Raw genomic sequence first — 25,894 nt, 5'->3', positions numbered from 1 at the left:
CCGAACATTTGGTTACCTTTGGCAACACACAACCTGTAATTCATTGTTCAGTTTAGAACAAAACATGCTTTCTATGAATCGTTTGGCCAATTCCACCTCTCCATATCTTTTACAACACGCTAATAATCCTGTCGACTGGTACCCCTGGGGACCCGAGGCTTTACAAAAAGCACGCGATGAGGATAAGCTATTGCTGGTAAGCGTAGGTTACTCGGCATGCCACTGGTGCCATGTTATGGAACACGAAAGTTTTGAAGATGAGCAGGTAGCTGCTCTCATGAACGAGCATTTTGTATGTATTAAGGTGGATAGGGAAGAGCGCCCCGACGTGGATCAGATTTACATGAGCGCCGTACAGCTCATGACCAACCGCGGCGGCTGGCCCCTCAACTGCATTTGCCTGCCCGATCAGCGACCAATTTATGGCGGTACCTACTTTCCGAAAACGGACTGGATGAATGTGCTGATGAGTTTGGCCGACTTTTACACCAATAGACGCGATGAAGCCATTGAATATGCTGTTCGCTTAACGGAAGGCATACAGCAATATGAAGCGGTTGATCTCATACTGGAACAGCCCGACTATGCCAAATCGGACATTGAGGCCATTGTAAAAGGATGGAAACGTTATCTGGACAAAAAAGAGGGCGGTATGGCCCGTGCGCCTAAGTTTCCGATGCCGAATAACTGGCAGTTTATGATGCGTTATGCACATTTATTTAAAGATGAGGATGTAGCGCAACACGTAAAGCTCACGCTGCATAAGATGGCCTTCGGCGGCATATACGATCATATAGGCGGTGGCTTTGCCCGCTACTCAGTAGATGGCCGCTGGCATGTGCCGCATTTCGAAAAAATGCTATACGATAATGCCCAGCTGGTAGGTTTGTACGCCGAAGCATATGTTTGGAACTCCGAGCCGTTGTATAAAGATGTTGTAGAAGAAACGCTGGCTTTTGTACAGCGCGAGCTGATGTCGACCGACTTTGGATTTTACTCGGCGCTCGATGCTGATAGCGAAGGGGTAGAGGGTAAGTTTTATACTTTTACCAAAGCCGATATTGAAGCCATATTGGGTGATGATGCGGATCTGTTCAATATCTACTATCATGTAACTGAACCCGGCAATTGGGAAGAGGAAGAAACCAATGTATTTTTCCGTAAAGAGCAGGACGAGTTACTGGCTAAGCAACTGGGGTTAACTACCGCCGATTTACAAGATAAGATTGCACAAGCCAAACCGCGGGTTTTTGAAGCACGAAGTAAACGCATCCGGCCGGGGCTGGATAATAAAATACTGGCTGCCTGGAACGGTTTGATGCTAAAAGGGATTTGCGATGCCTACCGTACTTTCGGTAATGAAGCCTATTTGCAACTGGCCTTAAACAATGCCGCATTCATCAAAAATAACCTCATAAAAGCCGATAGCAGACTTACCCGTATTTACAAAAAGGAAGCAGCAGCCAACGAGCCGGTTATAGCTTTTCTGGATGACTATGCCAGTGTGGTTGAGGCTTACATTGCCTTGTATGAAGTTACTTTTGATATACAATGGCTGCAGCTGGCACAACAATTAACCGATAATGCAATACGCTATTATTATGATGATAACGAAGGAATGTTCTTTTACACAGCCAGCGATGATGAGCAGCTGATAGCGCGCAAAACAGAAATTATGGATGGTGTTATACCGGCATCAAACTCTATTATGGCACGCAACCTGCATAAGCTGAGCTTACTGCTCGAAAATAGCCATTATGAAGATATTGCTGCACAATTGTTGCGTAATGTAATGCCTTATATGGCCAAGTATGGTTCATCGTACTCCAACTGGGGCATGTTATTGATGGAGGAAGTATTCGGTACTTATGAAATTGCCGTTACAGGTAACCAAGTACATCAGGTAAGGCAGGAATTGGAACAGCACTATATCCCCAATAAAATTATGTTGGGCGGAACGCAAGAAAATTTACCTTTGTTGCAAAACCGGATTGCCGACGAAACACGGATCTTTATTTGTAAAGATAAAACCTGCGGATTGCCGTTAACCAGTGTTTCTGACGCGTTAAAACAAATCGAGCTTTCGTAGCTTATATATTAAACTTGTATTTAAATGAAAATTCAACCACAACACGTAGTATCCTTAACATACGATTTGTATGTGAACCAGGAAAGCGGCACCGAAGCATTAGTTGAAAGTGCTACCCTTGAGCAGCCTTTAACATTTTTGTACGGTGCAGGACAGATGCTGCCTAAATTTGAAGAAAATTTAAGCACCCTGTCAACCGGCGACAGCTTCGATTTCCGTTTGGCTGCTGAGGATGCTTACGGTGAATATAGTGAAGAGGCAGTAACCAGCTTGCCTAAAGAAATGTTTGCTGGTGCTGAAATTCCAGAAATAGGCGCTATTTTACCATTGCAGGATAACCAGGGCAACCGTTTTCAGGGCCAGGTAGTATCTGTAGCTGAAGATGCAGTGATTGTTGACCTGAATCACCCAATGGCTGGCCAGGAATTGCATTTCAAAGGAAATATCGTAAATGTACGTCCGGCTAATGCCGAAGAGCTGTCTCATGGTCATGCTCACGGTCCGGATGGCCATCACCAACACTAATAAAAATTTACCAAGTAAAAGGCCGCCATTTTTATTATGGCGGCTTTTTGTGTTTATTGGGATTGCTTAATCCAAATATTTCCATAAGTAAACGCTAAAAGATTTATTTTTGAGTACTCTATGTTAGCCGAATTTGAAACTTATCTTAAAACGCAAGCAAACTTTACAGATGATGAAGTGAAACAAATCTGTTCATCAGCAGAATGCAAAAAGCTGCGCAGAAAAGAAGTATTGCTGCGCGAAGGCGACGTTTGCCGTTACAAGATATTTGTTTGTAAAGGCTTATTAAGAACCTACAGTACCAAGCCAGACGGCAGTGAGTATATTATGGGATTTGCGCCCGAACACCGTTGGACTACCGATCCCGAAAGCTACCACAAACAGGTTCCGGCTGCGTTTACAATTGATGCGTTGGAAGACAGCGAAGTGCTGCTTTGGAATAAAGTTAATTTTGACGGGCTTTATGTCAGCGTTCCCCGTTTAAAGGAATTTTCCGAAAATATAATTACCCAAAATTTATACCGAAGCCAAAGGCGCATACTCAGCACCATCAGCTCCTCGGTTGAAGAAAGGTACGATGAATTTGTAAGCACTTATCCCGATATTTTTGCCCGTGTGCCGCTGCACATGGTGGCATCCTACCTCGGTGTTTCGCGCGAAACGCTTAGCCGTATCCGGCATGCCCAGGTTAAACGCTAATTTGAAAACGGTGACAAATGTCCTCGTTTTTGAATAGCGACTTAGCCAATTTTGTTCTGTTGAATTAATTAATAAAAGAACAGAATATGCGTGTATTTTTAACCGGCGCTTCGGGCTTTGTGGGCTCAGCCGTCGTTCAGGAATTAATTGGCGCAGGCCACCAGGTGGTTGGTCTTGCCCGCTCAGATTCGTCAGCCGAGCAGCTTTTAGCGGCTGGTATCGAAGTGCACCGAGGTGCGCTTGACGATTTGGAAAGTTTAAAAAGCGGAGCTGCGGCTGCCGATGGTGTTATTCACACCGCTTTTATCCATGATTTTAAGGATTATGAAGCCGCTTGCAAAACTGACACCTTAGCAGTACAGACCATAGCCGAAGCTTTAGCCGGCTCTGACCGTCCTTTCGTGATCACCTCCGGCATTGCCATGCTCAAGCCAGGTACTGTTGGCACCGAGAATGACATGCCCGACCCTAATTCTGCGGCATCGCATCGCATTGCATCCGAAAAGGCTATATTGGCTATGGCTGCTAAAGGTGTGCGTTCATCAGTTGTGCGCCTGCCTCCATCTGTGCATGGCGATGGCGACCATGGCTTTGTACCTGCTTTAATTAACATTGCCCGTCAAAAAGGCGTTGCCGCTTACGTTGGCGAGGGGCTTAACCGCTGGCCGGCGGTACACCGGTTAGATGCTGCGCGTCTTTTTCGCCTGGCGCTGGAGAAGGGTGCTGCAGGTTCCATATTTCATGGCGTGGCCGATGAGGGTGTGCCAATGCGGGATATTGTAGAAGTGATAAGCAGGCACCTGAATGTACCGGTTGTGTCTAAAACAGCCCAGGAAGCGGCCGAACACTTTGGCTGGCTCGCGTACTTTGTTGGCGTAGATTGCCCGGCCTCCAGTTTGCAAACGCAAACCCAGTTAGGGTGGACACCCGTGCAGACAGCCTTGCTGCCGGATATCGACCTTGGCACTTATTTTAATTCTTAAAACCAAAACAGGCTATTCTATACCATAAGGGTAGAATAGCCTGTTTTAATTATATAAAGTCAAGGCGTTCAATCAATATCAATCCGGTCTGCACCAACCAGGTGGCAGCGGATAATGACGCGGGTGGATACCAGTTCACCATTAACAGTTGCCGGAATAAAGGTTTTGTCTTCATCCGTAAGTAAGTTCAAATTCAGGTTTAATGCCACTTCTTCTTCGGGTCTTAATAAGGATCTGATGCGTACTTTGTATTCTGCCAATCGGCCAAGTGGGCTTACCAGTAGTTCCATCGTTATGGCAAAGGCATTGTCACTAATGCCTATCATATCGGGAGGCAGCTTAAACAAGTTCAGGTATCGCAAATAGCCATAATAGCGGCCGCCCACTTTTACAGGCTTGGTAATGCGGTCGGTATCTTTGAACTCTCTGTCAATAACATACCGGAAAGAAGATGTGGTATCTTCAGGGGCATCATAAAGCAACGTGTTGTTGTCAAAATTATAACGTTGTATCACTTCGCCTTTACGGTTAAAAAATGTCCAAGCGCCAACCTTTTTATTTTTTTCGTATCTGCCCGCGGCAATCATTTTCTTTTTCACATAAGCCGCGTAAGTGCCTTGCCGTGTATTATAGTCGGAACTTAACACATTGTACACTTCCTTTACCTGTGGTGTAAGCTTGGATTCGCGCTCTACTGTTTGCTGAGCAAAGCCAGTATAAGTAAAACCGATTAGTAAGATGATGAATAAGTGTTTCACTATTATAGATAATAAATCAGATTACTGTATGGCCGTAATCTCAGTACAAATCTGCGGATTAATTTGTTTAAGATGTGCCACAAATGTTGTTTGATCTTCGGGCGATAGCATGATGGAATCCACTTTGTTATAAAAAACTTCAATACGGTCGGCCGATAGCGCTGCTGAATTGACATTAAGCCGGCTGCTTATCTTCTTGATCTTTCTGATAGTCAGGATATCTATGGTAATCTGCTGATGAAAGCCGAAAGTAATATCAAGGATATTGCCGTTTATATTGTAATAAATGTTGCCAAAACCATACTTACCTGCAAATGCAAACAATATAAAGAGAGCGGCAACAAAAAACCATAACTGGTTTAAGGCCATAATCAGTATAACACCACATGCAACCAACGCGGTAGCTACCATAGGCCAGTTATCCCTCTTGGATTTATACCGATGCATTTCCTCCTTCATAAATATAAATCTACACAATGGTTTTATTTTTAATAACCATTGTGCTTGCAATGTATCTAATTTATTACCGTAGCGTTGGCTTTGGTTAGGGTAAATACGTTTAGATTTGGTAGGGATATTTTAACCTGTAACCAATTAACACGCTACCGGCTTTATCAATGGTTAAATTTTTACTGTTTTTTTTGCTAACTTTCTGTAGCTGCCGGCTTTTTGCACAGGTACCTGCTGCCGTTAAAGCGCCGAATAGCGCCAAAGCGGTTGCGTTGCGCGATGTAAGCGGCATGGTAAAAGACACTGCCAATAATGCTGTAATTGGTGCTACGGTAAAAGTTAAAGCCGGAACAGACAGCGTAAGCACCACTACCAATGCCGACGGGGCTTTTACCCTGAAAAATGTAAAATCGGCCACGTTTATTATTTCTGTAAGTAGTATTGGCTACCAGACTGTGGTAAGACGAATGCTCAATAACGATGCCGTACAGCGCTTGCAACTGGATCCCATTATATTGCGTACGCAGGCCAATGTATTGCACGAGGTAATCGTAAACGGTACACCAAGCATTTCCTATAAAACAGATACGGTTGAATATAAAGCCAGCGATTACAAGGTGCGGCCTAATGCCACGGTTGATGAGGTGCTGAAAAAAATGGAAGGTATGGAGGTGGCATCAGACGGATCGGTTACTCACCAGGGTCAAAAAATAACCAAAGTTAAACTGAACGGTAAGGAGTATGCTGGCGGCGATTTAGCCAAAGCCATACAGAACCTGCCGGCCGATATTATTGATAAGATACAGGTGGTTGACGATTACGGCGACCAGGCCGCTCGTACCGGTATCAAAGATGGCGACCCGCAAAAAGTGATCAATATAACTACCAGGGCTGATAGGTCTGTAGGTAACATTGCTCGCTTATCTGCCGGGGCCGGTAATGACAAACGGTATGAAGGACGAGTGTTTTTACAAAGGCTAAACGGCAACGAGCAGATAGCATTGATAGGGAACTACCGAAATACCGTCAACGGTGTAGCTTCAAGCGGAAACTCTGGTGGTGGCAATGGTGGCGGTAACGGCGGCGGCGGTGGAAGCGGTGGTACCACCACATCGGGCGGTCCATCAATAAACTACCGCAACCAGTGGGGCAAAAAGGTACAGATAAATGGTAATTATAACCTCAGTTATCGTAACGTAAATTCACTAAACAATAGCAATGGGCAGCAATTTTTTAGTGACTCCGCCGGTAACCGGATTAATGGGCAAACCATCAGTTTTATCAACAATAGCGCTAATCGTAATACCAGCAAAACGCACAACTTTAATTTTGAGTTTGAGTACACGCCGGATACGGCTAATTATTTGAAGATAGTACCCAACTTCAGTTATACCGGTTCAAGCAACACCGGCGATTCCAGAAGGTTCGAAACCGGTCTTCGGCATCAGGACACGCATACACAAAATAGTAGTGACAATACTGCACCAAACTGGGGCGGCTTAGTTTTTTATCAGCACATATTTAAGAAACCAAAGCGTAACGCATCTGTGCAATTGAGTTATAACAGCGCTAACCAAAGCAATGTTAACGATAGGCAAACGGCTATTCGCTATTATCAGGATTCTACCGATTTGGTGCGAAAAGATTCGCTGGTGCACAACTACATTAAACGTACCACACTTAACAAGAATTTCAGGGCAAGCGCTACTTATGTGGAGCCTCTTACGCCGGTTTCACAACTGGAGTTTAACGGCCAGATGAATTACCGGGCTTATGACAACAGGGCTATTACCGATAACATCGACTCGTTAGGTACCCGCGCACGGGTTGATAGCTTGAGCAATATTTTCAATTATTCTTTTACCGAAGTAAGGCTGGCTTTAAATTATCGCCTGAATAAGCCAAAGTACAATATATCTGTAGGGGTTACGGCAGTGCCTACCGTACTGGATGGCAGCCGCAGTAGTATAAGCAGTGTGTCGGTTCACCAAAATAACTTTAACCTGATACCGATAGCCCGCTTTCAATACATATGGTCGCGCGAGGAACGGTTTTCGGTTAATTACTCGGGCAGCCCATCAGAGCCAAGCTTTAACCAGATACAACCGGTTCGAGATGTATCTAGCCCGCAAAATCCGGTGGTAGGTAATCCGAACCTGAAACCTTCATTCAGGCACAGTATCAATGCCCAGTACAACAATTATCTGGTTAATTCTCATCTGAATATATCGGGCGCTATCAATACCAGCATTACCAGCAAGCAAATTGTAACCAATAACGTGCGTATTGCTGATGTGTTTAATTCCTTCAAAACCGAAACCCGTTTTCTGAATCTAAACGGATCTTATGGGGTAAATGGCTACTATAACATATCCAAGCAACTGGCCGACCGTAAATATAATCTGTCATTAAACGGTAGTGCAAGCTACAACCGCGGCGTATCCATGACCGATAATATCAAAAGCTTCACTACATCCTGGCATTTGAACGAGCGGTTGGGTCCACGCATTAATCCGAATGAAAGTATAGAGGTTAACCCGTTTGTATCTTATGATGTGGCGCGTACTTTTTTTGGTTTGAGTAATACCAGTACCGATGTACGCACTACGGCTTTGGCTATTGATGGGAGGTTCTTCTTTATGAAAAACAGGTCGTTGACCATTGGTTATGACGCCAGCAAAAATTACGTGAAAGGTATTTCAAGTAACCTCACACGTAATCCGCTGGTAATTAATGCTTATATCGAAAAAGACTTTTTTAAAAAACGTTTGTTGACTGTGAATTTGCAGGTTTTTGATATCCTGAAACAAAACAATTTTGTGAGCCAGACAACTACCGAGAATTCGTATACCAATACTTTAAGCAACGCCCTGAGCCGGTACTTTATGCTAAGCGTACGCTCGTACCTGCAAAAGTGGACAGGCTCGCCCCGCAAAAACGGCCATAACCTGAGGCGTAGGGGAGATGGTAGTTTTATTGAGCCTTAGTTCTAAATCAATTAATAATTGTTCAGTTGTGCCCCAATGCTGCTGATCTCGTCATTACTGAAACCTGCGTTATCATCGGCTGCCCAGGTGTACAACGTGTCTTTATAAATACTGATGGTGAACGAATCAGTTATAATATCATAATAAGTGGTTTCGCCTTCCACGTGCGGATGCACGGTTGCCGGTATTTGCTGGCCATTAATGGCTAAAGTCATTCCAAAATCTTCCATAAAGATAGTAACGTGAAAGGCGGTTTAGGGTTTGTGCTGGTAAAGTATTAAACCTTTAGTTAAACAATAGCGTTTGCAACCTGTTGTTATTTAAAAGGAGGAAAAGTTATGTTACTACCGGTTTTAGTTGTACTGATTTTACTATTCGTTATCCTGGCCATTTATATGGTTGTAAGGCAGAATAAAGGTAAAAAAGAAGTTAGAGACGATGTAAAAAACAGAGCCTGATTAGGCTCTGTTATATATTCTTACCCACTCCAGCAGGCGTTCTTCAATATCCTGGGTTAAATCTTCGCTCAATAAGCGCCAGCCCCAGTTACCTTCGGCTGATGAAGGGTTGTTCATACGTGCGCTTTCATCCAATCCAATCACATCCTGTATAGGCAATATAGCCAGTTTAGCGGTTGATGCATAGGCTACGCGCCCCAGCACTTCGTGTATATTGGATGCTTTGACCGATACACCAGTATACTGTTCTATCTGTTTGCGGATAGCCTTGTTAGCATCCTGATGGAACCAGCCTAAAGTGGTATTGTTATCGTGCGTGCCGGTATAAACCAAGTAGTTTTCCTGGTAATTGTGCGGTATGTACAGCGATGCGGCAATCTCATCACCAAAGGCAAATTGCAAAATTTTCATGCCGGGCAAACCAAACTCATCGCGCAACTGGAATACGGGCTCGTCAATCTCACCCAAATCTTCGGCCACGAATGGCAGATCACCTAAGGCATCTTGTACGGCTTTAAAAAAAGTACTGCCCGGTCCCGGTTTCCACTTACCATTTTTTGCCGTATCCTCGCCGGCCGGCACTTCCCAGTAAGCCGAAAAAGCGCGGAAATGGTCTAAACGCAACAGGTCGAACATTTCCATGTTTTTGCGCAGGCGGCCAATCCACCATCTGTAACCATTGGCTTTCATTACACCCCATTGGTAAACCGGCATGCCCCAAAGCTGTCCGTTTTCATTAAAATAATCGGGCGGCACACCAGCCACGCCAACCATGTTGCCTTCGGCATCCAGGGCAAAGCTATCCGGGTTAGCCCAAACATCTACCGAATCGTAGCTTACATAGAAAGGCAGGTCGCCAAATAGCTGGATGTTTTGCGTATGGCAGTACTCTTTAAGCGATTTCCACTGCTTATCAAATATAAACTGCAGCCATTTGGCTTTATTAATTTCATTGCTGTGCTTTTCAGCAAAACGTTTTAAAACTGCAGGCTTGCGCTGTTTAAACTCCCGTGGCCACTCGTACCAGGGTTTACTTTCATGATGGCGTTTAATGGCCGTGTACAATGCAAAATCATCCAGCCAGTATGCTTCCTGCTCGCAGAAGAGTTTAAACTGGTTGTTCAGCGTAGTAAATGAGCCGTTGCAGCAGTTTACGTAAGCCTGTTCAAATAAGGCATCTTTGATTTTTTTTGCTTCGGCATAATCTACCTTTTCGGTTGGCCGGATGTAGTAATCGTTTACATCATCTTCGTCCAGCAAGCCTTCTTTAACCAGCAGCATAGGGCTGATGAGTAAAGTATTACCGGCCATGCTGCTGATAGAGCTGTAAGGCGAGTAATTCTGCTCGGCCCCGGTAGGGTTAAGCGGCAACAATTGCCAATACTTTTGGCCGCAACGGCTCAAAAAGTCGGCAAATGTTTTAGCGCCCGGCCCCAAATCGCCTACGCCAAAACCAGATGGCAAGGATGTGATATGCATCAGAATACCGGCTCCACGGTTGCTGTTGGTTTGTTCTAACTTAAGCAAGCCAAGCGGTAGCGAGCTTAAAACGTCTTTAAGCTTGATAGCGCCTTCTTCAACTTTACCGTTGGTGTCAATCAGCAGATTTTGCCACTCGGTTGGTGCTTCGGCAGGAAGTATAATGCGGGTATTTTTCCATTTCAGGTTATGGATTTGCTTATCCTGCTCGCGGCTTAGTTCGCCAGGGTAAAGCGGCACTATGGCCACGTACCAAGTTTGCTCATAGCGGCGTGCATAGGCCATTACATAATCCTTGTAAGCACCTTTTACCTGTAATGGGATATAGCTGCCCTGAGCAAACAGGTTAGCATCCTTTTTACGGATATGGAATAACTGGTTAGTAAGCCAGAGTTTAATTTGCCCGTCAAAACGGTTTTGCCACAGTTGCTGTAACAGCTCGGGCGAGTTGGCATGAGTATCAAACTCATCCAGCAAGCGGCTGCGAAGGTTGTAATCCACTGGCCTGCGGTTATCCGGGTCAACCAGGCTCAGGTCGTATAGTTCACAACCCTGGTAAACATCGGGCACACCCGGACAAGTAAACTTTAACAATACCTGCGCCAGGGAATTTACAATGCCGAAATCAGCAATTTTAAGCTGAAAGTTTTGGAATGATTTCCAGAATTCACTTTTGGTATCCAGTATGCTGGCTGCAAAGTTTAGTGTAGCCTGTTCATACTCCTCGTTAGGTTCCGTCCAGTTAGAGTTTACCTTTGCTTCGCGCATGGCCTTGGTTAGGTACTCCTGCAGGCGGTTGGTAAAATCGTCATCAGGCTGGCCCGGCATAGGGTAGGCGCCTGCTATGGTTTGATAAATAAAATACTCATCATTGGCACTTGGCGCGTTGTTTTGCTTAAGATTGGCATTTAGCTTTTGCCACTGCTTTACGGTACGCAGCCAAAGTTTCGGTACGTCGCTCAAAACGTTTAAGCGGGCGCGTACGTCCTCGCCACGTTTTGTATCGTGGGTTGAGGTGCCGTTTATTGCCAGCGGCCATTGCTTTTGGCGCTCCAGCATCAGTTTGTGGAACTTCTTGGCGCTCATGCCAAATGCATCGGGCGCATCACCAACCTCGTTGTGGGCAATAAAACGATTGTAGGTATACATCAGCGTATCCTCAACGCCTTTTGCCATCAGCGGGCCGCTAAATTGCATTAAACGCTGGTAAAACTGCAACGCTCTCTGGTTATAATCTTCATTACCCAATTTAGGTTTTTCCAGAATGATAACTTCCAGCAGGTTCAGTGCAGCTTTTAAACCGTCTGTATTGGTTTTGGCTAAATTGAAAATTTCTTTTACTGCTTCGTATTCGTCTTTAGGCAGCGGCAGTTGGTTGCCATAGTAACGGTAAACTGGGCAGTGAATTAATACTTCGCCTATAGCTTTTTTAATATCTTCGGGCTGCAGGCCAGCACCTATTTTCTTATCAATGAGGTTAAGCTTGTTAAGCAACTGGTAAAGATTCTCCAGTTCGCCACCCATATGTTCATACAGGATGTAGGCTTTCTTTTTCCAGATTTGCTCCTGAACCGGCTGCTCGTCGTTTACCAGCTCTTCATAAAACCGGGTTAGTTTCTTCTCGGCCGATTGATTGGTAAGTAAATTATTTACCAACGCCAGGTAATCATAACCGCTACTGCCTTGTAGTGGCCATTGCGTAGCCAGCTCTTCGCCCGATTCCAGAATCTTTTCGGCCACGATGTAGGTGTCCTCGCCAGCCAGTTCGCGCAAGCGCTCCAAGTACTGGGCCGGATCGTACAAGCCGTCAATATGGTCAATCCGCAAGCCCTGGAAAACACCGGCCTCTACCAGATTTTTGATCATCTGGTGGAAGTGATCAAAAACGGCTTTGTCCTGAATGTTCAGGCAGATCAGGCTGTTTACCGTAAAAAAGCGGCGGAAGTTGATGCTTTGATCCGTTTCTTGCCAGCTGCACAGGCGGTAAGCCTGCTGGTTTGCAAGCTGTAATAACAAAACTTTATCGGCATTTATAGCCGATAACCGTTGGGTGAGGTAGTTGTTGGTATCATCTACCTTCAGCGCTTTAATCAGCTTTTGTTTCCAACCGGTCCATTGCACCGCATATTTACCGGTTTCCTGAACGTTGTTTAGGCCTGGGAGCTTGGTAATCAGTGCTTGTAATTCTTCAGGGACCTGAGTCTCAGTCTGTAAAATAGTACCGTAAGTATTGGGGTTTACCGGATAAATGTTGTCATAGTACTGCAGTACTAAACCTTGCTGTGCATCATAAGCAACTTTAATCTCGTTGTTATTGATGGCCTCTTCGAGTGAGTTGCCTAAAAAAGGAACCATCAGAGGCTCATCTTTAAACAGCGGGCTGGTCCAAGCCGCGTCAAAAAAACTGGCGTATAGCGACTGCTTGCCCTTTTCGAGCAGGTCCATCAGCCAGGGGTTGTTCTGGTGAAAACCCATGTGATTGGGCACAATGTCTTGCAGCCAGCCAATATTATTTTCTTTAAGCCGAGCGCTGATTGCTTTCAGTTGCTTCTCCGTACCAATCTCGGGGTTGATAAGGTGCGGATTTACGCCATCGTAACCATGTGTACTGCCGGGTGTGGCCTCAAATACCGGCGATGCATAAACCGTGCTTACACCCAGTTTTTGCAGGTAACCTATAATGCGCTCAAATTCATTAAATGTAAAAGCCGAATGAAATTGTAGTCGGTATGTTGCAACAGGGTTGTTCATTATTCGTTTATGTATATAATAAATGATTCGGGCTGTAACTCAACTGTACCGCCGCCGTTCACCTCGTCGGCTGCAGCTTGCGGGCCATTCCATTGCACATCAGCCGAATCAAATTGTTTTTTCCAGGATTGTGCCGTATCGGGTAAAGATAAACTTTGTTTGTTACCAGAAAAGTTCATCAGTATTAATGCTTCCTGCACGTAATGCTTGCGTCTCAGAATCAAAGTGTTTTGTTCTTCATTTACATCCGTCCAGATATGTTTACGGTTCAGGTGATGCAACGCAGGCAGCGTTTTACGCAGCTGGATCAATGCTTTATAAAAACTGAGCATAGTTTGATGCGGTTGCTGCGCGATGATGTCCCATTGCAGCTGCGAATCGATAAACGTTTTTTCATCTACCGGATCTGGTGCTTCGCCTTGGGCGTGAAACGCGGCAAACTCAGCCTTGCGACCCTTGCGCACAGCCTCGGCCAGTTCAGCATCGGTATGGCTTACAAAGTACATAAAGCGATGCGGTTCGCTGTACTCTTCGCCCATAAACAGCATAGGCAGGTAAGGTGCGGTAAGTACAGCACCGGCCATTACCTTTTGCATTTCGAAGCTGAACAGTTCGCTGCTGCGCTCGCCCAGCATACGGTTGCCTACCTGATCGTGGTTTTGTGAGAACACGATAAACTGCTCGCCCGGATTGTTCTCCGCTTTAATACCAAAATGCTTGTCGCGATGCGGCGAGTACTGGCCATCGTACACGTAAGCGTCCCGGTAAGATTTTGCCAAATCGGCTACGCCGCTAAAATCACTGTAGTAACCGGTGGGCTCACCGCCTGCAGCCAGGCGCAGGGCATGATGAAATTCATCGATCCACTGCGAATCCATAGCAAAGCCGCCTACCTCTTGTGAGTTCAGGAAACGGGTGTCGTTCAAATCACACTCTATAATCAGGTAGTGCTTTTTACCGGTTTGCTGCATCAGCTCGTTTACACGGCTACGAATTTCGCTCAGGATATGCTCTGCGCTAAAATCCTTAATAGCATGCACCGCATCCATGCGCAAGGCATCGATATGGAAATCGCGGAACCACATCAGCACATTCTCAATAAAATAATGACGCACGGCATCGCAGCCTGCATCATCAAAATTGATGGCGTTACCCCAAGGTGTATTATACTTATCAGTAAAATAAGGGCCGAACTCGCCGAAATAGTTACCCTCGGGTCCCATGTGGTTATACACCACATCCAGCACTACAGCCAAGCCTTTTTTGTGGCAGGCATCAACCAGTTGTTGTAAGCCCTTGGCGCCACCATAGCTGTTTTGCACAGCGTATGGGAACACACCATCATAACCCCAGTTGCGGTTGCCCGGAAACTGGGCCACCGGCATAATTTCAATGGCGTTAATACCAAGCTCAACTAAGTAATCAAGCTTGCTTTCAATGCCGGCAAATGTACTGTCGGCTGTAAATGTGCCGGCATGTAGTTCATATATAATATAATCCTGCAATGCAGTATTATTCCACTCGGTATCTGTCCAGTTAAACGCCTGTACATTTACCACCTCCGATGGGCCATGTACAGTATCGGGCTGGTGTAACGAAGCAGGGTCGGGCAGTTCTTTTTCGCCATCCAGTACAAACTTGTATCGGTCGCCTTCTTTTATTTCATCGGTTTCCAGTTGCCAGTAGCCGTAGGGCTGCTGTTCAAGTTGTAATTCTTTTTGTGTATGCTGTAATTTCAAGGCTACTTTGTTTGCTTTGGGAGCCCAAAGCAAAACAGTAGTTTTTGAATCAGTAATAGTAACTCCAGGTCTTTGATTAGCTGTTTTCATTCGGTGTATTATAAATTACAGGGTCATGTAATACAATAACTGACCGGCCTTCAACGGTTATAGTATCGTCGGCATTGTATGTTTCAGTATCAGCAACCTCATCTTTGGCGGTGTCAATAATTTTTGTCCAGGTTTTGGCGTAAGTATCACTTGGGAGCTTGTACTCCACCGGCTCGGTATGTGCGTTAAATATCATGTAAAAGCCATCGTCAATAATAGCTTCGCCCTGTTTATTGCGTGTACGCAGTGCCCGGCCATTAATAAATACGGCCAGTGATTGTGCATAGCCGGTGTTCCAGTGCTCGTCTGACATTTGTTCGCCCTCTGGCAGGAACCATGCGATATCCTCAACCCCGCGTACCTGTGCGCCTCGGAACCAGCGGCGGCGGCAGAAAGCCGGGTGTTCGCGACGCAGTTTAATCAGCTTGCTGGTAAACTCCATCAAATCTTTATCAGCAGCGGCCCAGTTAACCCATGATATTTCATTATCCTGGCAGTAGGCATTGTTGTTACCCTGTTGGGTACGGCCCATTTCATCACCGGCCACCATCATCGGTACCCCTTGCGATAAGAATAGCGTAGTCAGGAAATTACGTTTCTGGCGGGTGCGGATGTTGTTAATTACCTCGTCGTCGGTAGGGCCTTCAACGCCATAGTTGTAAGATCGGTTGTGGCTTTCACCGTCGTTGTTATCCTCGCCGTTAGCTTCGTTATGCTTTTCGTTGTAGCTTACCAGGTCATTCAGTGTGAAACCATCGTGAGCGGTAATGAAGTTGATACTGGCTGTAGGGTTTCTGAATTCGTCTTTGTATAAGTCGGCACTACCGGTAAAGCGTGAAGCAAACTCAGCCAGGGTACTGTGCTCACCGCGCCAGTAGTCGCGTACGCAATCGCGGTACTTGCCGTTCCACTCGCCCCATCCGGCCGGGAACTGACCAACCTGGTAACCACCCTCGCCAATATCCCAAGGCTCCGCAATCAATTTTACTTGTGAAATAACCGGATCCTGGTAAATAATCTCAAAGAAGGCACTCAAACGATCAACTTCGTGCAAGCCACGGGCAAGCGTAGCAGCCAGGTCAAACCTGAAACCATCTACGTGCATTTCGGTAATCCAATAGCGCAAGCTATCCATAATTAAGCGCAGTACGCTTGGCAGGTACGTATTGAGTGTGTTGCCTGTACCGGTATAATCCATGTAATAACGCTTGTTGTCGCCCACCAGACGGTAGTACGATTCGTTATCGATGCCTTTAAATGATAGGGTAGGACCTTGCTCATTACCTTCGGCAGTGTGGTTGTATACCACATCCAGAATAACCTCAATACCTGCTTTGTGCAGGTTTTTCACCATTTGCTTAAACTCGGTTACCTGTTCGCCCAAAGTACCGCTGCTGCTGTAGCGTACATCGGGTGCAAAAAAGCCGATGGTATTATAGCCCCAATAGTTGGTTAAGCCTTTTTCTTTCAAGTACCAGTCGGTTACAAAGTGATGTATAGGTAACAGCTCAATGGCGGTAATGCCTAATTTTTGTAAGTACTCGATAGTAACCGGGTGCCCTATGGCAGCGTAGGTACCTCTTATTTCTTCCGGAATATCCGGGTTTAACATGGTAAAGCCCTTTACGTGGGTTTCGTAAATGATAGACTCCTGATAAGAATATTTAGGTGAGCAATCATCTTCCCAATCAAACGCAGGATTAACTACAACACTTTTAGGAATATAAGGTGCACTATCTGTTTCATTATAGGTAACGTCTTTCTCCTCATCAAGCAGGTTGTAGCCAAACAATGCCTCGTTCCACTCAATGGTACCGGATATAGCCTTAGCATAAGGATCTATCAGTAATTTATTAGGGTTAAAGCGCTGGCCGTTGTTAGGGTCATAATTGCCGTGCACACGGTAGCCGTAAAGCTGGCCTGGTTTTAAATGTTCAATAAAGGTATGCCATATTTCATGCGTACGTTCAGTTAGTTCAATTTTAGCATATTCAATCTCGTCTTGCGGTGTTTTAAATAAACAAAGCTCTACTTTGGATGCGTTTGCTGCGTATATGGCAAAGTTTACGCCTTTGCCTGTGAAGGTAGCGCCCAGTGGGTACGGATTACCTGGATAACTGTTGATTCTCATGGTAACCAATCAATGATTTAGGAATAAAAAAGTTTGCGCTGAGTAGCAAATTGTTGATAATAAATCAGGACAAGGAAGATTATTATCGTAGGTGCTATTCATTTAGTTCGCCAGACTGGTATTAAGTTTAGAAAAATGGACCAAAATCCTGCTATCCGCTATATGTTGTAATCGATTGTATTGCCTGCGCACCTGTAATCCATAATGTGCAAAATAATAGTGTTTTTTCTACACTATCTTCCCTTAGCTATTGCATATTCATAAAATGAATTTATCTTTGACAATCGATTGCAAAAGCGAATAAATCACATATCTTCGCTTTTACAGACCAATTTATAAGCTAAGTACGATATACATTCACTTATCAGCATATGTTATTATTAGGCATTGATATTGGCACATCATCAGTAAAAGTTTCTGTTGTTGATGCCGGTTCGCAAAAGGCTATTGCATCGGCACAGTATCCCGATACCGAATCGCCGATTATCTCGCTCCAATTGGGTTGGGCAGAGCAGTCGCCCGAAATGTGGTGGGAGCAGGCGCAGCAGGCAATACAGTTGTGCCATAATTCGGGTACTTATAATCCGCAGGATATTGCCGCCATTGGTATTGCCTATCAAATGCACGGCCTGGTGTTGGTCGACAAGAATCAACAAGCGTTGCGTAACAGTATCATTTGGTGTGACAGCCGTGCAGTTGAATATGGTGACGAGGCTTTTGCAGCAATAGGTGAGGAGAAAAGTTTATCGCACTTGCTCAACTCGCCGGGCAACTTTACGGCAGCCAAGCTGGCTTGGGTTAAAGCCAATGAACCCGAGGTATATGCAAAGATTGACAAGATTATGCTGCCTGGCGATTTTATAGCCATGAAGCTTACCGGTGAGATCACCACTTCGGTATCTGCGCTTTCGGAAGGGATTTTCTTCGACTTTAAAGAGAATGGCCTGTCCAGGGATGTGATGAACTATTTCGGTTTCAATGAGGAGTTGATACCTGCTGTAAACCCAGTGTTCTCTATACATGGTACTTTATCACAATCGGTTTCCCAGCAGTTAAGGCTGAAAGCCGGCATTCCGGTGGCTTACAAAGCGGGCGACCAGCCCAATAATGCACTATCCCTGAATGTGTTGAATCCCGGTGAGGTGGCTGCCACAGCCGGCACTTCGGGCGTGATATATGGGGTAAGCGATCAGTTGGCTTATGATCCGCAATCGCGCGTGAACACCTTTGCGCACGTGAATTATACCGACGAGCAAAAGCGCCTGGGTATTCTGCTATGTATTAATGGTACAGGCAGCCTTAACCGGTGGACCAAAAACCTGTTTGGTGCTAACATTAGCTATGCGCAAATGAACGAACAGGCCAGGCAGGTGCCGGCCGGAAGCAACGGCCTGCGCATATTGCCCTTCGGTAACGGTGCGGAACGCATGCTGAACAACAAACTTGTAGGCGTGCACTTCCACAACATCGATCTGAATTTACATTCCCAGCAGCACATCTTCCGTGCGGTGCAGGAAGGTATTGCCTGTGCATTCCGCTATGGGTTGGATATTATGCGCAGCAACGGCATGAATCCAACGGTAATACGTGCTGGTAAGGCCAACTTGTTTTTAAGCGACCTGTTTGCCGAAACGTTTGTGAATGTTACCGGTGTGCCCGTAGAGCTTTACAACAATGATGGTAGCGTGGGGGCGGCTTTAGGTGCAGGAATAGGCGCAGGCCTGTTCGCGTCGGCAGCCGAAGCGTTTAAGGGTATGGAAAGAGTGCAGGTGATAGAACCTGCTACCAATCATTTTGAAGAAGTATACCAGGAATGGAAACTGCTGCTCGAAAAACAACTGATAGCCGAAGAGGCAATTAATGAAGTAAATAACTAATCTATCAAACCAAATAAAAAACGAAATGGCAACTATTTTAACAGGAGACAAAGAGTACTTTAAAGGCTTTGGCCAAATTAAATATGAAGGACCCGAAAGTGATAACCCGTTGGCTTTCCGGTGGTATGATGAAAACCGCGTAGTAGCTGGCAAAACTTTAAAAGATCATTTCAAGTTTGCTGTGGCTTACTGGCATTCATTTAATGGTAACGGTTCCGATCCGTTTGGCGGCGCTACCCACGTTTTTGAATGGGATCAGAAAGCCGATGCTGTGGAGCGTGCTAAAGACAAAATGGATGCGGCCTTTGAGTTTATGACCAAGCTGGGCTTGCCTTATTACTGCTTTCATGATGTTGACGTGGTAGATTACAGTGACGATATTAACGAGAATGACCGCCGCCTGCAAACCTTGGTAGCTTATGCGAAAGAAAAGCAAGCCGCCAGCGGTATTAAACTGCTTTGGGGTACGGCCAACCTATTTTCGCACAAACGTTACATGAACGGTGCCGCTACCAACCCCGACTTCCATGTGCTAACCCACGGCGCAGCCCAGGTTAAAGCTGCACTGGATGCTACCATTGCATTGGGAGGCGAAAACTATGTATTTTGGGGTGGACGCGAAGGCTACATGAGCTTGCTGAATACCAACATGAAGCGCGAGCAGGAGCACCTGGCTAAGTTTTTACATACAGCTAAAGATTATGCACGCAAACAAGGCTTTACCGGTAATTTCTTTATCGAACCCAAACCATGCGAGCCAACCAAGCACCAGTACGATTATGATGCAGCTACCGTGATTGGCTTTTTGCAGAAATACGATTTGCTGGGTGATTTTAAACTGAACCTGGAAGTAAACCATGCTACATTGGCCGGCCATACCTTTGCACATGAAATGCAGGTTGCTGCCAACGCGGGTATTTTAGGCTCAATGGATGCCAACCGTGGTGATGAGCAAAACGGCTGGGATACCGACCAGTTCCCAACCAACCTGAACGAGGTAACCGAGTGTATGATGGTATTGCTGCAAGCGGGTGGCTTACAAGGCGGTGGTATTAACTTCGACGCAAAAGTTCGCCGTAATTCTACCGATCCGGCCGATTTATTTTATGCGCACATTGGTGGCGTGGATACGTTTGCACGTGCATTGATTACTGCCGACAACATCTTGCAAAAATCAGATTACCTGAAAGTGCTTGAGGAGCGTTATGCTTCGTATGACAGCGGTAAAGGCAAAGAATTTGAAGAAGGGAAATTAACCCTGGAAGACCTTCGCGCTTACGCAATTGAACAAGGCGAACCAGCCACTATAAGCGGTAAACAGGAATATCTTGAAAATTTGATAAACCGGTATATTTAATATATACTTGTTGCAAGTTAAACCAATAAAATCCTAAGAATAAACAGAATGAATAAGTTAACCGCGGCTGACTACACCGTATTTATTGTCTATTTTTTAATTGTGGCCATTTACGGCTTGTGGGTGTACCGCCGTAAGCGTAACGCCGATGCTACATCCAAAGATTACTTTTTGGCCGAAGGTTCGTTAACCTGGTGGGCTATCGGTGCATCGCTTATTGCCTCCAATATTTCGGCAGAGCAGTTTGTGGCTATGGCCGGCAACGGTTTTACCATGGGTTTGGCTATTTCGGCTTATGAGTGGATGGCAGCATTAACGCTGGTGATTGTAGCGGTGTTTTTTATTCCGGTATATCTGCGTAATAAAATATTCACCATGCCGCAGTTTCTTAGTCAGCGTTACAACGGTACGGTGGCTATGATTATGGCTGTGTTCTGGCTGTTGCTTTACGTTATAGTTAACTTAACTTCTATTTTGTACTTAGGTGCAATTGCTGTAAATGGTATCTCTGGTATCAACTTCAATTTATGTTTGGTTGCACTGGCAGTATTCGCTGTAATTATCACTTTAGGTGGTATGAAAGTAATTGGATTTACCGACGTTATTCAGGTGTTTTTCCTGGTATTGGGCGGTTTGGTAACTACTTACATCGCCGTAACTACGGTATCACAGCACTTCGGCGGTAACAGCTTTACGCATGGTTTGGGCGTAATGTATGATAAGTATAACGACCATTTCCATATGATCCTTAAAAAGGATAACCCAAGCTTTATTGACTTGCCGGGCTTAACCGTGTTGTTAGGTGGTATGTGGATCGTGAACCTGAATTACTGGGGTTGTAACCAGTATATAACCCAGCGTGCTTTAGGTGCTAACCTGCCAACTGCACGCGGCGGTATCCTGTTTGCCGCATTCCTGAAATTAATGATGCCCCTTATTGTGGTACTGCCAGGTATTGCTGCTTATGTATTGTACAAGCAAAGCGTATTCCCGAGCGAAATGACGCAAAGCTTAACCGATAATCATGACAAAGCTTACCCTGTACTGTTAAACCTGCTGCCGGCCGGCTTTAAAGGACTGTCATTTGCTGCATTAACGGCTGCCGTGGTAGCTTCACTTGCCGGTAAGGCCAATAGTATTGCCACCATTTTTACACTGGATATCTACAAAAAGAAAATTGCTCCTGATGCACCTGATCGTAAACTGGTGAACGTGGGTAAAATTACAGTTGTGGTAGCCATGATATTAGGTGTGGTGATTTCTCCTTTCCTGGGAATTGACAAAAAAGGTGGCTTTACCTTTATTCAGGAATACACCGGCTTTGTATCTCCGGGTATCTTTGCGATGTTTATCCTTGGCTTTTTCTGGAAAAAAGCATCATCGAACGCAGCGCTATTTGCAACTATTGGTGGTTTCATCTTTTCGGTAATTTTCAAATTCTTACCGCAGTTTGTTGATCTTTCTTTCCTGTATCCATCCGGCTTTGCAGTTAAAAGTGCTGAAAGCGGTGTATATGAGATTCCGTTCCTGGATCGTATGGGCTTTGTATTCGTCATCTGTATCATAGGTATGTGGATCATCAGCACGATTGAGTATGCCGCAGGCAAAAGACCAAATGGCCTGGAAGTGGATACCAAAATGTTTAAAACATCAAATTCGTTTGCTGTAGGTTCATTGATTATTTGCGGTATACTGGTTGCTCTTTATACCCTGCTTTGGTAACAAATAGTAAACTATTATAGCAAAAGGCGGTTCATTACAATGAGCCGCCTTTTTTATTGCCTTACCGTGCCAAACTCGCCGATCTCGAAATAAAATATTAATATATAATCAATATAATTTGCAAAATGTAATAGGTGCAATAAGGTTTGCCGGTATTTTAGTATCAAAAATGTTACCGCTATGAATGACTTTTTAGCAGCCCGATCGCAAATGGCACTCTCCTTAGGGTTTCATATCATATACGCTTGTATTGGTATGGTAATGCCGTTTTTTATGGCTGTATCTCACTATAAATGGCTTAAAACTAAAAATGTGGCTTACCAGAATGTAGCAAAGGCATGGAGCAAAGGCGTAGCTATATTTTTTGCCACAGGCGCGGTGTCGGGAACTATCTTGTCATTCGAGTTGGGATTGCTTTGGCCTAAATTTATGGAACATGCCGGGCCTATATTTGGTATGCCGTTTTCGCTGGAAGGAACTGCATTTTTTATAGAAGCTATAGCGCTTGGCTTCTTTCTATATGGATGGGATCGTTTAAATCCCAGGTTCCACTGGTTTACCGGGCTGGTAGTGGGCATTAGTGGATTGGCATCAGGTATACTGGTGGTAGCCGGTAATTCATGGATGAATAGTCCGGCCGGGTTCGATTATGTGAACGGGCAATATGTCAATATTGATCCTATCAAAGCCATGTTCAACAAAGCATGGTTTTCTGAAGCCTTGCACATGACGCTGGCCGCCTTCGCTGCTACCGGTTTTGCAGTTGCGGGTGTACATGCCTTGATGATACTGCGTAAGCAAAACGTACAGTTTCACCGATCGGCATTTAAGATAGCTGCGGTGTTTGCCTGCGTTGCAGCCATCTTACAGCCCTTTGCAGGCGATATTGCTGCCAAAAGCGTAGCACAACGCCAACCGGCTAAATTAGCGGCTATGGAAGCTTATTTTCATACACAGCCCAATTCGCCTTTACTAATTGGCGGTATGCCTAACGAAAAAGAAAAGAAAGTAGATTATGCCATTGAAATTCCCGGCATGTTAAGCTTTCTGGTATATGATAACTTTCACGAAACGGTAAAGGGGATGGATCAGATACCTGTGGAAGACCAACCACCCGTTGCAATCACACATTATGCTTTTCAGATTATGGTAGGGTTGGGGATGTTTATGATGCTGGTTGCTGTTTTGTACTTTGTAGCTTTATGGTTTAAAAAGAACTGGCAAGGAAGCAACTGGCTCTACAAGCTGTTTGTTGCTGCTATACCAATGGGCTTTATAGCTGTGGAGGCCGGGTGGACGGTAACCGAGGTTGGCCGCCAGCCATGGATTATTCAAGGCATTATGCGCACAGCCGATGCAGTTACACCAATGCCCGGCATAGCCTATTCCTTTTATATTTTTACAGCCATTTATATATCACTTAGCATAGTGGTAATCTTTTTGTTGTACAGGCAAATTAAAGTTGTGCCTGTGGTATATGATAAACCGGCTCCGGCCTTAAACTTAAATAACGCCTGATATGCAATACGTCATCATTACTTTTTTATGGCTGGCTATTTTGCTATACCTGGTTTTAGGCGGGGCCGATTTTGGTGCCGGTATAATCGAATTGTTTACGCCAACTTCTATGCGCAGCCGCACGCGTAAGGCGGCTTACCAGGCAATAGGCCCTATATGGGAAGCTAATCATATGTGGCTTATTATTGCTGTGGTCATCTTGTTTGTGGGCTTTCCGGTTATATACAGTACCATGTCTATCTACCTGCATATTCCGTTGGTGATTATGTTGCTGGGCATTACCGCGCGCGGAACAGCTTTTGTGTTTCGCAATTATGATGCCGTGCAGGATAATATGCAGGCCGTTTATAACCGGATATTTCTGGTATCAAGCTTTATCACGCCGCTGTTTTTGGGCATTATTGCGGGCAGCGCTGTTTCTGGTAAAATCAATCCCGAGGCTACAGATTTCTTGTCTGCTTACGTGTTTTGCTGGCTCAATTGGTTTTGTGTGGCTATAGGTTTGTTTACAGTAGCGCTATGCAGCTTCTTGGCATCCATATACCTGATTGGTGAGGCGCAGGATGAGTACGACCGTAAAAGTTTTGTACGTAAAGCAGCTGTGTGGAATGTAGTAGCCGTTGTTTGTGGTGCTTTGGTTTTTATTGCGGCATATTTCGAAAACATTCCGCTTATTAAATGGGTGTTAGGGCAACCCATAGGCCTAACTGCAGTTATAGCTGCCAGTATTTCCTTAGTTGTTTTATGGCTGCTGGTGATTAGGGGCAAGGCAATGGTGCCGAGAGTGTTGGCAGGCTTTCAGGCTACGATGATTTTGCTGGCTATTACTTACGTACACTTTCCTAATTTCTTGATTTTGCAGGGCGGTGAGCGCTTGTCCCTATTCAAGCATCAGGCGCCCGATGCAACCATTAATGCTTTGGGGTGGGCTTTGTTGATTGGTAGTGTATTTATTTTGCCTGCATTGGTTTATCTATACTACCGCTTCCAAAAACTTAGTCATGACGGCGAAATAGAGCATTAATATAGCATAAAGCATCGATAAATAAACCTTACTTTTATTCTAATTAGGAGTTAAATAAATTAACTTTTAATCTGCCATAATAGCGTTTTTAAGTTATGATGGAACGGCATTTGTATCCCATACTGTTATGGAATTACTGACGGTGCTGGAACAGATTGATGAGGAAGCAAAAGTATTGCAAACGGCTACACCAAAAGGTTTTAGGCTGTGGATGCCAAAGCGTGTGGTATTTACGCCAGATGCTATGAACGAACCTTACGGGCAGCAGATTTATGAGCGGGCCAAGGCTTTGGACCTGAATGTGGAGCTGTTGAAAAATAACCGTATTACAGGTTTACGCGGTGCCACCGAACGAGAAACTTACAAAATAGCCAAAAATACTTTAGCCATTGTAAATGCTCCGCAAAGTGCGTTTAACCTGCGCCCTATTCCACCATCGGCCGACTGGCAATTTCACCTGGCCGAGGGCTGCCCGGCCCATTGCCAGTACTGTTACCTGGCAGGCAGCTTGCAAGGCCCACCGGCAATCCGGGTATTTGCTAACCTGCCTTCCATACTGCAAAACACAGTTAAGTACGAACGATTGAGCCAGGTAACCAGTTATGAGGCCAGTTGCTATACCGACCCTTTGAGTTTAGAACATATTACCGGAGGCCTGGCCGAAACTATTAAGTTTTTTGCAGACAGACCAATGAGCCACTTGCGCTTTGTAACCAAATTTGATGCGGTTGATTCGCTGATTGATTTGGAGCATAATGGGCATACCCGTTTCCGTTGTAGTTTAAATGCCGATGCAGTAGCCAGGCGATTGGAGGGTGGTACACCTAACGTTGCGGCACGTATACAGGCATTGCGTAAAATGGCTTTACCAAAGCAGCAGGGCGGCGGAGGTTACCCCATCGGTGTTGTTTTGGCTCCTATTATGCCCATTCCGGGTTGGGAGGAGGCTTATAGCGACTTGTTCGATCAGCTGCAACAAAATCTTGATTTTAGTTGTGATTTGACGTTCGAACTGATCAGTCACCGGTTTACGCCTGGTTCCAAGGATATTTTACTCAACTGGTACCCGAATACCAGCCTGGATATGGACGAGGCCACCCGTAGCACCAAACGCAATAAGTTTGGCGGTATCAAATATGTGTACGGCAAAGAGCAAATGCAGCGCTTAAAAGGCTTTTTTGAATATCAGATACAAACACGGTTTCCGGAGGCTAAGATTTTATATTGGACGTAGTACTTGGCAATACCGTGCTGTCG

General features: G+C 45.2%; 17 protein-coding genes. 11 read left to right on the top strand and 6 right to left on the bottom strand.

Annotation, left to right across the window (positions count from 1 at the left end):
- Nucleotides 1-64 precede the first annotated feature (64 nt).
- The 4 genes from KHS38_RS04685 (at nt 65) to KHS38_RS04670 (ending at nt 4,296) form a co-directional block, all read left to right on the top strand.
- Nucleotides 65-2,089, top strand: coding sequence for a thioredoxin domain-containing protein (locus KHS38_RS04685; RefSeq protein ID WP_249665274.1), 2,025 nt, complete (start codon nt 65-67; stop codon nt 2,087-2,089).
- A gap of 24 nt (nt 2,090-2,113) precedes the next feature.
- Nucleotides 2,114-2,614: an FKBP-type peptidyl-prolyl cis-trans isomerase gene (locus KHS38_RS04680; RefSeq protein WP_213487348.1), complete on the top strand. Its 501-nt coding sequence runs from the start codon at nt 2,114-2,116 to the stop codon at nt 2,612-2,614.
- 120 nt (nt 2,615-2,734) lie between these two features.
- A complete protein-coding gene (locus KHS38_RS04675) occupies nt 2,735-3,313 on the top strand; it encodes a Crp/Fnr family transcriptional regulator (protein ID WP_213487347.1) in 579 nt (192 codons plus the stop codon).
- Nucleotides 3,314-3,399: 86 nt separating this feature from the next.
- Nucleotides 3,400-4,296 carry an SDR family oxidoreductase gene (locus KHS38_RS04670; protein ID WP_213487346.1) on the top strand — a complete coding sequence of 299 codons (897 nt, stop codon included), beginning with the start codon at nt 3,400-3,402 and terminating at the stop codon, nt 4,294-4,296.
- Nucleotides 4,297-4,364: 68 nt separating this feature from the next.
- Here the strand turns inward: KHS38_RS04670 and KHS38_RS04665 are convergent, their stop codons facing one another.
- Nucleotides 4,365-5,054: a hypothetical protein gene (locus KHS38_RS04665; protein ID WP_213487345.1), complete on the bottom strand. Its 690-nt coding sequence runs from the start codon at nt 5,052-5,054 to the stop codon at nt 4,365-4,367.
- A gap of 21 nt (nt 5,055-5,075) precedes the next feature.
- The gene (locus KHS38_RS04660) at nt 5,076-5,465 is read right to left on the bottom strand and encodes a PH domain-containing protein (RefSeq protein WP_213487344.1); all 390 of its coding nucleotides are present in this window, start codon (nt 5,463-5,465) and stop codon (nt 5,076-5,078) included.
- A 206-nt stretch (nt 5,466-5,671) separates the two neighbouring features.
- Between KHS38_RS04660 and KHS38_RS04655 the strand changes: the two genes are divergently transcribed.
- Complete coding sequence (locus KHS38_RS04655) at nt 5,672-8,491, top strand: TonB-dependent receptor (RefSeq protein WP_213487343.1); 2,820 nt, start codon at nt 5,672-5,674, stop codon at nt 8,489-8,491.
- Between the two features lie 11 nt (nt 8,492-8,502).
- Here KHS38_RS04655 and KHS38_RS04650 read toward each other — a convergent pair whose 3' ends face one another.
- The 4 genes from KHS38_RS04650 to glgX form a co-directional block, all read right to left on the bottom strand.
- Nucleotides 8,503-8,721, bottom strand: a complete 219-nt coding sequence (locus KHS38_RS04650; RefSeq protein WP_213487342.1) for a hypothetical protein — start codon at nt 8,719-8,721, stop codon at nt 8,503-8,505.
- A 228-nt stretch (nt 8,722-8,949) separates the two neighbouring features.
- A complete protein-coding gene (treY, locus tag KHS38_RS04645) occupies nt 8,950-13,179 on the bottom strand; it encodes a malto-oligosyltrehalose synthase (protein ID WP_213487341.1) in 4,230 nt (1,409 codons plus the stop codon).
- A complete protein-coding gene (gene treZ, locus KHS38_RS04640; RefSeq protein ID WP_213487340.1) occupies nt 13,179-15,008 on the bottom strand; it encodes a malto-oligosyltrehalose trehalohydrolase in 1,830 nt (609 codons plus the stop codon). Before treZ ends, treY begins: the two co-directional genes overlap by 1 nt.
- Entirely contained in the window at nt 14,995-17,139 is a 2,145-nt protein-coding gene (gene glgX / locus KHS38_RS04635; protein ID WP_213487339.1) for a glycogen debranching protein GlgX, read from the bottom strand. The genes treZ and glgX overlap by 14 nt, the downstream gene beginning before the upstream one ends.
- A 371-nt stretch (nt 17,140-17,510) precedes the next feature.
- On the opposite strand from glgX, the gene KHS38_RS04630 reads away from it, so the two are divergent.
- The 6 genes from KHS38_RS04630 (at nt 17,511) to KHS38_RS04605 (ending at nt 25,871) form a co-directional block, all read left to right on the top strand.
- Nucleotides 17,511-19,016: a xylulokinase gene (locus KHS38_RS04630; RefSeq protein ID WP_213487338.1), complete on the top strand. Its 1,506-nt coding sequence runs from the start codon at nt 17,511-17,513 to the stop codon at nt 19,014-19,016.
- A gap of 25 nt (nt 19,017-19,041) precedes the next feature.
- The gene (gene xylA, locus KHS38_RS04625) at nt 19,042-20,373 is read left to right on the top strand and encodes a xylose isomerase (protein ID WP_213487337.1); all 1,332 of its coding nucleotides are present in this window, start codon (nt 19,042-19,044) and stop codon (nt 20,371-20,373) included.
- A 48-nt stretch (nt 20,374-20,421) separates the two neighbouring features.
- Entirely contained in the window at nt 20,422-22,095 is a 1,674-nt protein-coding gene (locus tag KHS38_RS04620; protein ID WP_213487336.1) for a sodium/sugar symporter, read from the top strand.
- A 180-nt stretch (nt 22,096-22,275) separates the two neighbouring features.
- On the top strand, nt 22,276-23,613 hold the full coding sequence (locus KHS38_RS04615; protein WP_213487335.1) for a cytochrome ubiquinol oxidase subunit I: 1,338 nt from the start codon (nt 22,276-22,278) through the stop codon (nt 23,611-23,613).
- 1 nt (nt 23,614) lies between these two features.
- Nucleotides 23,615-24,637: a cytochrome d ubiquinol oxidase subunit II gene (locus tag KHS38_RS04610; RefSeq protein ID WP_213487334.1), complete on the top strand. Its 1,023-nt coding sequence runs from the start codon at nt 23,615-23,617 to the stop codon at nt 24,635-24,637.
- A 127-nt stretch (nt 24,638-24,764) separates the two neighbouring features.
- A complete protein-coding gene (locus tag KHS38_RS04605; protein ID WP_213487333.1) occupies nt 24,765-25,871 on the top strand; it encodes a spore photoproduct lyase family protein in 1,107 nt (368 codons plus the stop codon).
- The last annotated feature ends 23 nt before the right edge of the window (nt 25,872-25,894 follow it).

It is taken from the genome of Mucilaginibacter sp. Bleaf8, assembly GCF_018390515.1.
GTDB lineage: Bacteria > Bacteroidota > Bacteroidia > Sphingobacteriales > Sphingobacteriaceae > Mucilaginibacter.
The sequence above is the reverse complement of the archived record's forward strand: the minus strand, read 5'-3'. Positions and strand labels throughout refer to the sequence as shown.